This window comes from Vibrio sp. PID17_43 (assembly GCF_002608565.1).
In the GTDB taxonomy this organism is placed as follows: domain Bacteria; phylum Pseudomonadota; class Gammaproteobacteria; order Enterobacterales; family Vibrionaceae; genus Vibrio.
Genome location: NZ_LIXM01000005.1, coordinates 19085 through 31175, shown reverse-complemented (window position 1 = coordinate 31175; position 12091 = coordinate 19085). Strand labels below are relative to the sequence as shown.

Here is a 12091-nt window from a genome sequence, read left to right as displayed (position 1 = left end):
TAAACAATTACTCGATCAAAAAGTAGCGTAACCGTTCATTACGCGAATCCAGGTCAGCGTTGCTGGTAGCGTTGGGATTAAAAGAACTGCAACAAAACCTAAAAAGTAAAAAATATTGTAAGGCTCTTTAACGTCGTTGTCTGCCATGATGTATCTTCTCATTAGTTATGTTTACTTCTCTCATTGCACACCGTTAAGTAAACGTTACACAAGTGAGCGCTTATTGTTTCATTAGTTAAATATACCCTAATAAACCAACGTTAAACACCGACAAAGAGTAAGGTTATATGCGCAACAAAAGATGAAACCGAACGGGCTTATAGTAAAAAGCAATACAAACGTGCTGCTATTCATTCATAAGCGAATCAAACCCGTTGATTAAGTCTAGTAATATTTAAACCAAAGCTCGAAGTGCCTAGACACCCAATCGATAACTGCCCGTTACTGTCAATTGGCAAGTCACTTGTAATAAAGTTTTTCATGCAGCCATCCCCCAAGCGATTACTTGCAGCGATGTGTTGATTGGCGACCCCATCTGACCATTGGCTATCCAAGCCAGCAGGCAAAATAGATACCGTTGCAGACGCAAGATCAGCAATTCCGAATACTGCGTTAACAACCCCTGTCCCTTCAGAGCAGAGAATGCCTTTCTCAATAACCTCTGCGATATCCTTAAGGTCAGCGCTAAAGCTACTTAAGTTACGTACATAATCATCAAAAAGAGCTCGAACCAACAATGTCGTCGCAACGCCGCCATCTTCAGATGATGCTGAATCCACAAGATAGAAAGCAAACTGCCCATTTATCAACCAACGGTAGTCAAAAACGAGAGGCATAACATCCGTCGATTGCAACAACCGATATGAACACTTCCAATCTCCCTGAGATGTATCTTTTTCTGGCAACAGCGCATGGAGTAAGTTTCGTGCAGCGTTGGGGTTTTGCTGTAAATATTCTAAATGCCAGTGTAGCTCTTGCTCTTCTGATATTTCGCCACCATCATCGACCCTAAACCATTGACTCGCAAAATCGCGCTGCTCGGAAAAGTGGCGATCACAATCTTCAAGCGTATTATCAATTGCTTGAGATAAATATCGATAATTTGCGATCGGTTTTGATAAGAAATCCTTTATTCCAAAGCGCAATGCCTTGGCAACATCGGACATTTCATCGGTAGCAGAAACGACGATCATTGGCATAGAAGGATATTCAAGACTTACTTCTTCTACAAACTCTATGCCATCTAGAACAGGCATAGACAAATCGCACAAAACAAGATCTGGCTGGCACTGTCTCAACATTTTGAGCGCTTCTAAGCCATTCCCGGCTTCTATCACCCTATAACCTTGGCAATCCAAATAGGCACTAGTGACTCCACGAAATATAGGATCATCGTCAACCAACATAATCAGTTTGTGATTAACCACTTCCTGCGCTGAGACCTTTGCCGTTTGACTGTGAGTCTTAAACATACCTTTTACCTCACAAAGCTTAGTCAAAAAACAAATTATACATTATTATCTTTATATTAAGACCGTCCAGAACACCATGCAGCAAGATATCAGGCCCTTCCACCTTGATTAAAAGGTAGCTTGTAAACCCCATTTGCACAAATATTCTATGCCAAACCGGTCTTTATTCGTTAAGGTCTGGTGTGTGCAAATTGTGCAAAATATTGACTTAACGCAAACTTTGATCTCTAAGTTATTTATAAATTAACCCTAAATTGTAATGTAGCGTGCCTGGGAAGTATAAAACTAGATGATCTAAACCTGTTTCGATTGGTTGTCGAAAATGGGAGCTACACTGCAACGTCACGAAAAACCATGATTCCGGTAGCTACTATCACCTGTCGCATTCAAGCACTTGAAGATTCTGTTAACCTGAGGCTTCTAAATCGCCACGCGCGTAAACTTTCTCTTACTGAAGCAGGCGAGCGTTTTTATCATGAGTGCTCTCCTTTATTACGGCGACTCACATCAACAGCTGAAGAGATGCGCTAAATGTGGTACGCAGCTCTTGTTCGGAAGGGCTCGCATTACGCTAATGCCAGACGTGATGATCAAAGAGTTTATTGCTAGCGGTGATCTAGTACGCGTTCTGCCAAACTGGAGCGCAAACCCTCGTGACATCTACATGCTTTATAACCACAAAGATCACCTGCCAGAAAAAGTACGCCTTTTCATCGATTATGTGATTGCTTACCACATTCACTAATAGCCGCAGAAATCTGATACAAAAACCAGAGCCTAGACTCTGGTTTTTTTATATTAAAAAGACAGCATTATGCGCCTTCGTTATACAACTCTAGATTTGCAATATCCTGCTGAATTTCGCGCTCGGCCTTCGCATCATCATTACGTAAACCATCTAGGAAATCCAAATACTGCTGGTCAATGTCACCCGTCACGTATTCACCGTTGAATACTGAAGTATCAAACTGGGCGATGTCTTGATTACCTAAAGCAACAGCTTCAACCAAGTCTTCCAATCGCTGATAAATCAGCGCATCAGCACCGATCTGCTGACAAATGCTGTCATTATCACGACCATGAGCAATTAACTCCGTCGCACTTGGCATATCGATACCGTAAACATTCGGGAAACGAACTTCCGGCGCAGCTGAAACCATGAACACCTTGTTTGCGCCTGAATCGCGGGCCATCTCAATGATCTGTTCAGACGTTGTGCCCCGAACGATAGAATCATCCACAAGCAGTACATTCTTGTCTTTAAACTCAGAGCGGATGGCATTCAACTTACGCCGTACCGATTTCTTACGTTGCTGCTGACCTGGCATAATAAACGTGCGACCAACGTAACGGTTTTTCACAAAGCCCTGGCGATATGGCTTATCAATCGCTTGAGCAATTTGCAGTGCAATGTCGCAGGAGGTTTCTGGTATTGGGATAACCACATCGATATCGAGATCTGCGTAATCTTCACGAATACGGTCACCTAACTTCTTGCCCATTTCTACACGGGCACTGTACACAGAAATCTTATCGATAAATGAATCTGGACGAGCAAAGTAAACGAACTCAAAAATACATGGATTAAGTTTTGGATTATCTCCGCACTGCTTAGTGAATAGCTCACCATCAAACGTTGCGTAAATCGCCTCACCCGGTGCGACATCACGTACAAAGTCAAAACCAACAGCATCAAGTGCAACAGACTCCGATGCTACCATGTATTCCATTTTCCCATTTTCTTCGCGCTTACCAAGACAAAGCGGACGAATACCATGGGGGTCACGAAATGCAATCATACCGTGGCCGATGATCATGGCTGCAACCGCGTATGCACCACGAATCGTTCGGTGTACATTCGTCACCGCTCGGAACACGTCATCTGCCGTTATATTGCCCTTCACGGTATCAATTTCGTGAGCGAGAACGTTAAGCAGCACTTCTGAGTCTGATGTGGTGTTGATATGGCGACGATCTTTTTCAAACAGCTTTTGACGAACTTCATGAGCGTTAGTCAAATTGCCGTTATGAGCGAGTGTAATACCAAAAGGAGAGTTTACATAGAAAGGCTGCGCTTCTGAGGCACTTGAACTGCCAGCGGTTGGGTAACGTACGTGACCGATTCCAACATTACCCTGCAAGCGTTGCATGTGTTTTGCTTCAAACACATCCTTCACTAAACCGTTCGCCTTGCGCAGACGAAAACGATTGCTTTCTATGGTACAAATACCAGCGGCATCTTGGCCACGATGCTGTAACACCGTTAACGCGTCATAAATAGACTGGTTTACAGGCGTTGTGCCCACGATTCCAACAATACCACACATGTCCTAATCCTCGATTTGCGACAGTAGCTGGCACTACTAGATAGTGCCAGACAAAAAACTTGATGTTGCTTGTAAGTGCTCGAAAAATGGGGCGATGATACGGCTGAACTCTGGGACCAACTGTGACTCTTTCCACCAATCCGAGCTTGGGAATGCTGTAAACGCATCCATAAAAAACAGCACCGCAGAAACAATCAATACTCCACGTAAACCACCAAACACCACACCGAGAAGTCGGTCAGTACCTGACAGTCCTGTTTTTTGTACCAGTTGGCCAATGACGTAATTCACCACCGCACCAACAACTAAAGTCGCGACAAATAGCGCCGCAATTGCGGCTCCGTTTCGAAACATTTCATCTTCAATATTGGTGAAGTACACCGCTAATTTAGTGTAATAGTTACTGGAGATAAAAAACGCTCCGAACCAAATCACCAAAGACAAAGCTTCTTTAGCAAAACCGCGAACTAAACTGATCAGAGCTGAAAATCCGATCACACCTAAAATGACAAAATCTAACCAATTCATGTTTTCTTCATCTTAAGTTGGCGCGCATTTTAACAGAAAAAATGCTGACGCAAACGTTTTCTTATGGATTTAATGGCTTAAATTTAAGCAATTGACCTTTTGAGCCTGTTATTTTTTGTAATTCCTTGACCTGTCGTTCAAGTTTACTTTTTGACACGTCAGGACCAACAATCACTCTGGTAAAGTTATTTTCTTTCTTCACATGAGCTTGATAACCTCGCTTCTGTAAATCATCGACAAGCGCGACGGCATTGTCATGATTCTTCAGTGCCATCAACTGAATGATCCAAGCCGAGTCTTGATATTGATTTTTTTCTTCAACTGGACGAACTACCACTTCAACCGACTCAGGTTGTTTTTCGACTTCTGGTTGAGGAACAACGTCAGACTCAGAAACGCTGCCTTGGGATCCCTCTGACTGACTGATTGTCGCAGTAACAGGCGATTCTGGCAGAGAGATAACATCCTCTACTGGCTCTAAAATTTCGAAGTTTTCCACATCACTATCAAGTTCAGGTTTGATAGGGATACTGGCAAATTCTTCTTTGTAGTGCAGTTTCTTACCATCTAACACGTCAGGGAGCACAATGACCCCAACCGCGACTAAAACAATGGTGCCGACTAAACGACTTTGGAATTTACTTGCCATCAAATTACCTTTGATTACCCATTATTTGATTGCCAATGTTCCAATACTTCGCCCACCGTATGGAATGATCCAACAACCAGAATCACATCATCGTCTGCGACGCTGCTTTTCGCACTCTCAAACGCGTCTACTGGGGTTTGGAACTGGGCCTGCCCCTCAGGCAAGTATTGGCACAATTCATCTGCTGTCGCCGCACGAGGCCCAGTCAACGATGCTGGATACCATTGTGTTGCAATTACCGTTAGCGCTTCAATTGTCGCTTTGATGTCTTTATCATGCAGCATTGCGATAACGACGTGGATATTCTTACCTTTGTATCGGCTTTTTACCTTCTCAACCAAATACTCTGCTGAGTGAGGGTTATGTGCCACATCAAGAACAACTTCTGGCTCTGTTTGTAGAACCTGCATGCGACCAGCAAGCCGAGCATTATTCAAGCCATTAACAATATTAATGTCAGTGATTTGCAATTCTGACGCGCCAAGCGCCATTAACGCAGTCGCAGCATTAGGGAGAGGTAAAGATGGAACAGGAAGGTCTTCAAGCGCAAAAGCACCGCTACTCCACTTCCAGCCCTTAGCTGTTAGTTGGTAGTCGAATTGAATGCCCACTTGGAAAAATTCTGCACCGATATCGTCAGCATGAGCCGCGACAGTAGCCGGTGGGGTTGGTTGGCCGCAAATAGCAGGCTTTCCGGAACGGTAAATACCTGCTTTTTCAAAGCCAATGACATTGATGTCATCACCTAACCAATCCACATGGTCAATTGCTAAACTGGTAATAACCGAGACATCGTGGTCAACCACGTTGGTTGCATCTAAACGGCCGCCAAGACCAACTTCTAACAGAACAACGTCGACTTTCTCAACTTGGAAAATACGAAGTGCGGCTAACGTGCCGAATTCGAACAAGCTTAGACTGATCTCGCCGCGCTGCTTCTCAATATAGTCAAACGCTTCACCGTGTTTTCTGTCTGATGCATCTACGCCGTTGATACGAACGCGTTCATTATAACGGATCAGGTGCGGAGAGCTGTAAACGCCCACCGAGTAGCCTGCGTCCAGTAGAATCGCTTCCATCAATGCACACGTCGAGCCTTTGCCATTGGTGCCGGCAACGGTGATCACAGTAGGAGCTGGTTTAATGAGGTTGGCTTTTTGCGCTACCGCTTGAACGCGGTCTAAGCCAAGGTCGATTGCTGATGTATGGAGTTTTGTTAAATAATCAAGCCACACCGTCAGGGAGGATGTGGCTTGAGGAATAGAGTTTTGGGTCATCTAACTTTAACCATTAATTTCTTTGGTTTTTGTGTTAGTGATACTTTACCCTTTTTCGTCCGCTTCTGGTACAGAATATGGCTCTTCATTTGGAGATTCGTTAACCGAAACCACCAAAGGAGACTTGTGGTTAGTCAGCTTAGCAATCAACCCACCCACACGTTGACGCATTTCACGGCGGTCAACAATCATATCAATTGCACCGTGTTCTAGCAGGAACTCACTACGCTGGAAACCTTCAGGGAGATCTTCACGTACGGTCTGCTCGATGACGCGACGACCAGCAAAACCAATCAGTGCTTTAGGCTCACCAATGTTAATGTCCCCTAGCATCGCCAAGCTCGCCGATACTCCGCCCATTGTTGGGTCAGTCAGCACTGAAATGAATGGCAGGCCTTTTTCAGATAGACGCTCAAGCGCGGCACTGGTTTTCGCCATTTGCATTAGAGACATCAATGCCTCTTGCATACGCGCACCGCCACTTGCAGAAAAGCAAATAAGTGCACAGTTGTTTTCAATCGCAGCGTCGACCGCTTTTACAAAGCGAGCACCTACCACAGAACCCATTGATCCCCCCATAAAGGAGAATTCAAATGCACACGCTACCAGTGGCATGCCTAGCAGTTCACCCTGCATAACCACCAAGGCGTCTTTCTCACCACTGCTCTTTTGTGCAGCAGAGATACGCTCTTTGTAACGTTTAGAATCTTTAAATTTCAGTTTGTCTTGTGGCTCTAGCTCGGTGCCAAGCTCAACACGGATGCCTTCGTCTAAGAACGATTCCAAACGACGACGCGCTCTCATGCGCATATGGTGGTTACACTTAGGACAAACTTCTAAATTACGCTCAAGCTCTGCATGGTATAGAACCTGCTCACAAGAGGTACATTTCGTCCACACACCTTCTGGGATAGAAGCTTTGCGTGAACTTACAAGGTTGCTTTTTTCTAAAATCTTTTCAAGCCAACTCATGGAAGACCTTTTCTCTCAATTCTTCCGCGTCATTGCGAAAGATATAAATTCGAAATATTACAGATGGATTAAAACATATCTTACCGCGACTGTAGATAAAAAACTGGTTGTACCTATTTTTGCTATCATTAATAGCGCACAATTTTCGTGTTTATCCAGCCTAAAATACCGATTTTTTGAAACAAGTTCGCAGTTTAGTTCAAATTATCTGGCAAAAATAGCGGGCCGATCGGCACTTGTGGTAATCCAAACTCTTCAGGATAATCCACATCCACCAAATACAAGCCTTCCGCTTTCGCAGTTGCCCCGGCTAATTTGCGATCTTTTGCTTCTAACAACCACTTGATCCATTCTGGTTTTTCTTCACCACGTCCCACTTTTATCAGGCTGCCAGTGATGTTCCGCACCATGTGGTGAACAAAGGCATTCGCTTTAATGTCAATCACAACGTAATCACCATGGCGCGTCACGTTCAGGTGCATTAAGTTACGAAACGGACTGCGAGACTGGCAGTGCGTTGCACGGAATGACGTAAAATCATTTTCTCCCAACAGGTACTGCCCCGCTTCATGCATTTTCTTTTCATCCAAATCACCGTGGTAATGACTCACACCTGAGCTCAAGATACCTGGACGCAATGCATGATTAAAGATGATATAGCGGTAACGACGCGCTGTTGCTGAGAATCGCGCATGGAAGTCATCAGAAACTTCTGCCGCCCAACGGACAGCAATATCACTAGGCATGTTTGCGTTCGCCCCCATGGTCCAAGCAACCATTTTACGGCTTACGTTGGTGTCGAAGTGAACCACCTGACCAGTACCATGCACGCCGGCATCAGTACGACCAGCGCACTGCACTTCCACAGGGTGATTCGCAACAATCGATAGTGACTTTTCTAGCTCTTCTTGGACACTTTTCACTTCTCTTTGGCGTTGCCAACCAAAGTAGTTTGTACCGTTATACTCGATACCTAATGCGATTCTCATTTTAACCTTCGAACTCTAAAATGGGGCGGGAAGTATATACTCAACGCCTTCCAGATACAAAAAGAGGCAGCGCTTGCTGCCTCTTTTTATTTATCGACCATGAATATCGTCGATAAGATGCTTGGCCTCTCGGCGAATATCGTCTTCACCGTAGACGATGGCCTCTTCCAATAACTTAACCGCGCCTTGAGGATCATTCATTTCCAAATAGATTTTTGCTAAATCAAGTTTACCTGCAGCTTCTGCATTACTATCAACGTCAACGTCGCCAATATCACCAATTACATCAGGGAATTCATTTAAGCCAACATCCAGCTTTAGTTCTTGCTCTTCAAACTCACCGCCGTCTTTATCCACTTGAGCCATTAATTCATCAATGGTCATGAATTGATGCTTCTTAGGATCAAAGTCTGCGAGGTCATCCTGCTCCGCCCAATTCTCCGGTGCGATTTCAGGTTGTGCCAATGCGGCTGCTGAGCCCCATACTTCACGCTGATCTTCTGGCACCTCTGCTGTCGTAGAGGTACATTCGGTGGAAAGCTTAAAACCATTCCAATCATCACCCACGCCCAACATGGTTTCAAAGTCCATGCCTGCGCTAGCAACGGTATCGCTGTCTAAGTTGCCATCAAATACTTGTGAATCAACGTTTTCCGCAAGCAAATTTGCCATTGCGGCTTCTTCGAAGTCATTTAGCTCAGTTTCAACCTCATTCTTCTCTGATTCAAAATCAGCAATGAAAGCACCTGGTTGCGCGAATACTTCAAATAGTGCGTCATGATCGTTATCTGACTGCAATACTGGCTGATGAGCTTCTGCATTATCCGTCATTGACATTAATGCATCTTCTTCATCGAACTCAGGCAGATCCAAATCATCGAAACTCATTGCATTGTCTTCTGCCATTTCCGCAGATGAGCTTAGCTCCGCCGTTTCAGATTCTGGCAAGGTTGGTTCATCTGCCATAGATGCAAGCGCATCATCTTCGTTGAATTCTGGAAGATCGAAGTCGTCAAGGTTGAACGCTTCTTCCTCTACCGCCTCCGTTACCACCGCTTCTGGTGCAACCTTTTCTGATTCAGGCTGCGCAGGTTCATCCGCCATAGAAGCAAGCGCATCGTCTTCGTTGAATTCTGGTAGCTCTAGAGCATCGAAGTTGGATTCTTCATCTTCAATATCCGTCTCTGTCGAACGTGCAGCTATAGGCTCCTGTTCTAGCTTCGTTTCTGACTCAATATCATCAACTAACCAATCTTCCTCTTGCGGAATGCCAAATTCGTTCTCAACGGTATCGGGTGTTGGTGTAAATACAGGAGCTTCGTCTACTTCGCTTTCAGACTGTTGTGCTAAAGCGTTAGCATAGTTATTGAGAAGCTCTGATGCATCTTCACCTGACTCTGAATGAGTACGTTCCTCAGCCAATTCATGTTGCGTATCAAGGGCTGTTTCAGCCTCAAAAGGCACATCTTGTTCATTAGAGACTTGTGGTTCGTCATTAAGTATTGAATCTAGGTCATCAGAAGTGTCATTACCTTCAAAGGTATTAACAGGTTCCTCTCGCGCTGGCTCCAGATCGGTTTCTTGGCGCAGCGGTTCGGTTTGAAGCTCGGATTCAACTTCCCTTTCTGGCTGGTTGTCACTCAATAACGCATCAATATCGAGCCCAGATTCAAGACCAAGTACCTGTTCATCATCTAACTTTTCACTTGATTCAACGATTGACTGAGGCTGTGATTGAATGCCCTCTGTCACCTCTGGCTCTAAACGACCAAAACCGAGTGATGCTAATAAATCATCATCACTTAAGGAATCAGAATTCGTTGGCTCATCATCTTCACGAATCAAGTCATCAAATGGGTCAAGCTCTTTACTGTCTTCATCTAGCTCTTCATCCGTATTGTTATCATCAAGTAACTCATCCAGTAGATCTACGCTATCTTCGTCAAGATCTTCTATGCCGTCAAAGCCCGATAATTTTTCAAGCTCATTTAGCGGGTCAAAGTCATCTGAAGCGTCTTCATCATCAAGACCAATCAACTCATCCAGAAGCTCAGTACTATCTTCTTCGATCGACGGATCATCACTCAATCCGGCAATATTTTCTAACTCATCCAACGGGTCAAGTTCATCCGGTGTCGCTTCATCACTTTCTTTGCTTAGATCTTCGACACTATTTGTTGTTGGCTGATCGTATTGTGCCAGTAACTTGTCGATTTCATCCTCAGTGGCTTCACCGACAGAAAAGCCCAGCTCTGAAACCGCAGAGGATGACTTATCGTCTTCTACATCAAGGTTAAGATCATCACTACCAAAATCAGCAAATAAATCATCCAGCAGTGCCTGATCAATGCTGTCACTTTGTAGATCTTCTGTCGGCTCATCACCCGCTAGTAAGTCTGCAAATGGGTCATTGGCACTTTCTTCATCTGAGAGATCAAAGTCTACTTGCTCATCATCTGCGATCTCTAGCTCTGGAGAAGCCTCATCAAGTGCACGCTCCATCTCTTCCAGCCCAAGGGCCTTCTCTTCACCGTTTACTTTGATGCCATTGTTGGAAGAATCAAACTCATAGAAACCAACATCTAAGTCACCATCGTCACCAATGCTTGCAAATGGGTCTTCTTCGTCATCACCTTCTAGGTTGAAGTCGAGATCATCGTCATCAAGATTGCCAAAGACATCATCCTCTTCTGGTTTCTCTTCTTGATCGAATAGGTTTGCGCTCTCATCATCACCAAATAGGTCATCATCCAAGCTTAACTCTTCTTCTAACTCCTCCGCGGCCGCTAATCCAAGTGGCGCCGCTAATGGATCGATACTTTGGGGCTCCTGTGCCGCAGCCTGTTCCTCTTCCGATTTCGCACGGCGACCCAACAACGTGACCACAAGTAAAGCGATCAATGCGCCTGGAATTAGCGCAGCAAGTCCCACTAACCAGCCATTGGATAGAATCTTATCCATTGTACTTGGTTGCATGCGTTGCTGCTCATCAAGACGCTTGCGTTCTTCTGCCAGTAACTTTTCTACTTCCGTGCGGATACGCGCTTCGTCATTAAGCTCCGTTTTTAGCGTTTCTACTTCGTTTTGCACATCAGAAAGCATTAAGCGAAGACGATGATTCTTTTCTTCAAGCGACTCAAGCTCACCTTGAGAAATCTGAAGTTTATCTTTAAGCGCACTTACCTGCTTCTCACCTTCTGGAGAAGTGGTTAGGGTAGGAACCAATGGGGTTAGCTCAACCGATTTAACCGGCTTAGGTTTGGCCATTTCTGGTTTAACCGTTTCCGACGTAACTTTAGGCTTGGTGGTTTCTGCTACTGGCTTTGGCTGCTCGACGATAGATTTAGCCGGTGCAGGTTTAGGTGGTTTAGGCTGATTCGATCTCGCTTCATGGGCTTTCATAATCGCCACAGCTTGTGCTGTGGTTGCACTTTGGACTTGCTCTAATGAAGGAATACGAAGACGACTACCAGGGATCAACTCATGTATATTCTGATTGTCAAACGCTTGAGGGTTGATTCGGTAAATGGCAAGCAGCGTCTGTTGGACAGAAACATTACGAGAAGGTCGCAATTGAGAAGCAATCGACCATAGCGTTTCATTTTGACCGGTGGGGCCAAAAAAGCGCGAAGGTTGAGTATTAGCGGGTAACGCTCGTTCAATCTCCCCAGCGTAACTCGGAGAGGCTTGCACTTCGCCAGAAGGACCCACAAGACGAATTCCTTCGGCTTGAACCACTGACGATGTCTGAGTCGTGCTCATCAACACAAGGGCGGCTAACAAACACTTATAATTTTGACGCATAGAAGGCTCAGTTTGGTGCTAGTAAAGATTTGAAATGGTGATCGGTTAAATATATCGGATAACACACGCAAAA

General features: G+C 44.8%; 9 protein-coding genes and 1 pseudogene. 1 reads left to right on the top strand and 9 read right to left on the bottom strand.

What is annotated here, in order from left to right:
• Window positions 1–15: 15 nt before the first annotated feature.
• Complete coding sequence (locus AK965_RS04795) at window positions 16–162, bottom strand: hypothetical protein (RefSeq protein ID WP_172438066.1); 147 nt, start codon at window positions 160–162, stop codon at window positions 16–18.
• Window positions 163–365: 203 nt separating this feature from the next.
• Complete coding sequence (locus AK965_RS04790) at window positions 366–1472, bottom strand: response regulator (protein ID WP_099078537.1); 1107 nt, start codon at window positions 1470–1472, stop codon at window positions 366–368.
• A 279-nt stretch (window positions 1473–1751) separates the two neighbouring features.
• On the opposite strand from AK965_RS04790, the pseudogene AK965_RS04785 reads away from it, so the two are divergent.
• Window positions 1752–2217 (top strand): annotated as a pseudogene (locus AK965_RS04785) (LysR family transcriptional regulator).
• Between the two features lie 67 nt (window positions 2218–2284).
• Here the strand turns inward: AK965_RS04785 and purF are convergent.
• The 7 genes from purF to AK965_RS04745 all read right to left on the bottom strand — a co-directional run bounded on the left by purF (window position 2285) and on the right by AK965_RS04745 (window position 12018).
• The gene (gene purF, locus AK965_RS04780; protein ID WP_099078536.1) at window positions 2285–3799 is read right to left on the bottom strand and encodes an amidophosphoribosyltransferase; all 1515 of its coding nucleotides are present in this window, start codon (window positions 3797–3799) and stop codon (window positions 2285–2287) included.
• A 36-nt stretch (window positions 3800–3835) separates the two neighbouring features.
• Window positions 3836–4327, bottom strand: coding sequence for a CvpA family protein (locus AK965_RS04775; protein ID WP_099078535.1), 492 nt, complete (start codon window positions 4325–4327; stop codon window positions 3836–3838).
• Between the two features lie 61 nt (window positions 4328–4388).
• A complete protein-coding gene (locus AK965_RS04770) occupies window positions 4389–4976 on the bottom strand; it encodes an SPOR domain-containing protein (RefSeq protein WP_099078534.1) in 588 nt (195 codons plus the stop codon).
• A 14-nt stretch (window positions 4977–4990) separates the two neighbouring features.
• Complete coding sequence (gene folC / locus AK965_RS04765; RefSeq protein WP_099078533.1) at window positions 4991–6253, bottom strand: bifunctional tetrahydrofolate synthase/dihydrofolate synthase; 1263 nt, start codon at window positions 6251–6253, stop codon at window positions 4991–4993.
• Between the two features lie 45 nt (window positions 6254–6298).
• Window positions 6299–7225 (bottom strand): acetyl-CoA carboxylase, carboxyltransferase subunit beta, encoded by a 927-nt coding sequence (gene accD / locus AK965_RS04760; RefSeq protein WP_099078532.1) that lies wholly within the window; start codon window positions 7223–7225, stop codon window positions 6299–6301.
• 194 nt (window positions 7226–7419) lie between these two features.
• A complete protein-coding gene (gene truA / locus AK965_RS04750; protein ID WP_099078531.1) occupies window positions 7420–8214 on the bottom strand; it encodes a tRNA pseudouridine(38-40) synthase TruA in 795 nt (264 codons plus the stop codon).
• A 90-nt stretch (window positions 8215–8304) separates the two neighbouring features.
• A complete protein-coding gene (locus tag AK965_RS04745; protein WP_099078530.1) occupies window positions 8305–12018 on the bottom strand; it encodes a FimV/HubP family polar landmark protein in 3714 nt (1237 codons plus the stop codon).
• Window positions 12019–12091: the final 73 nt, after the last annotated feature.

Coding starts and splice junctions, on each gene's coding strand:
- AK965_RS04795 (WP_172438066.1), bottom strand. CDS start 162: ATGAGAAGATACATCATGGCAGACAACGACGTTAAAGAGCCTTACAAT.
- AK965_RS04770 (WP_099078534.1), bottom strand. CDS start 4,976: ATGGCAAGTAAATTCCAAAGTCGTTTAGTCGGCACCATTGTTTTAGTC.
- AK965_RS04790 (WP_099078537.1), bottom strand. CDS start 1,472: ATGTTTAAGACTCACAGTCAAACGGCAAAGGTCTCAGCGCAGGAAGTG.
- AK965_RS04745 (WP_099078530.1), bottom strand. CDS start 12,018: ATGCGTCAAAATTATAAGTGTTTGTTAGCCGCCCTTGTGTTGATGAGC.
- purF (WP_099078536.1), bottom strand. CDS start 3,799: ATGTGTGGTATTGTTGGAATCGTGGGCACAACGCCTGTAAACCAGTCT.
- accD (WP_099078532.1), bottom strand. CDS start 7,225: ATGAGTTGGCTTGAAAAGATTTTAGAAAAAAGCAACCTTGTAAGTTCA.
- truA (WP_099078531.1), bottom strand. CDS start 8,214: ATGAGAATCGCATTAGGTATCGAGTATAACGGTACAAACTACTTTGGT.
- AK965_RS04775 (WP_099078535.1), bottom strand. CDS start 4,327: ATGAATTGGTTAGATTTTGTCATTTTAGGTGTGATCGGATTTTCAGCT.
- folC (WP_099078533.1), bottom strand. CDS start 6,253: ATGACCCAAAACTCTATTCCTCAAGCCACATCCTCCCTGACGGTGTGG.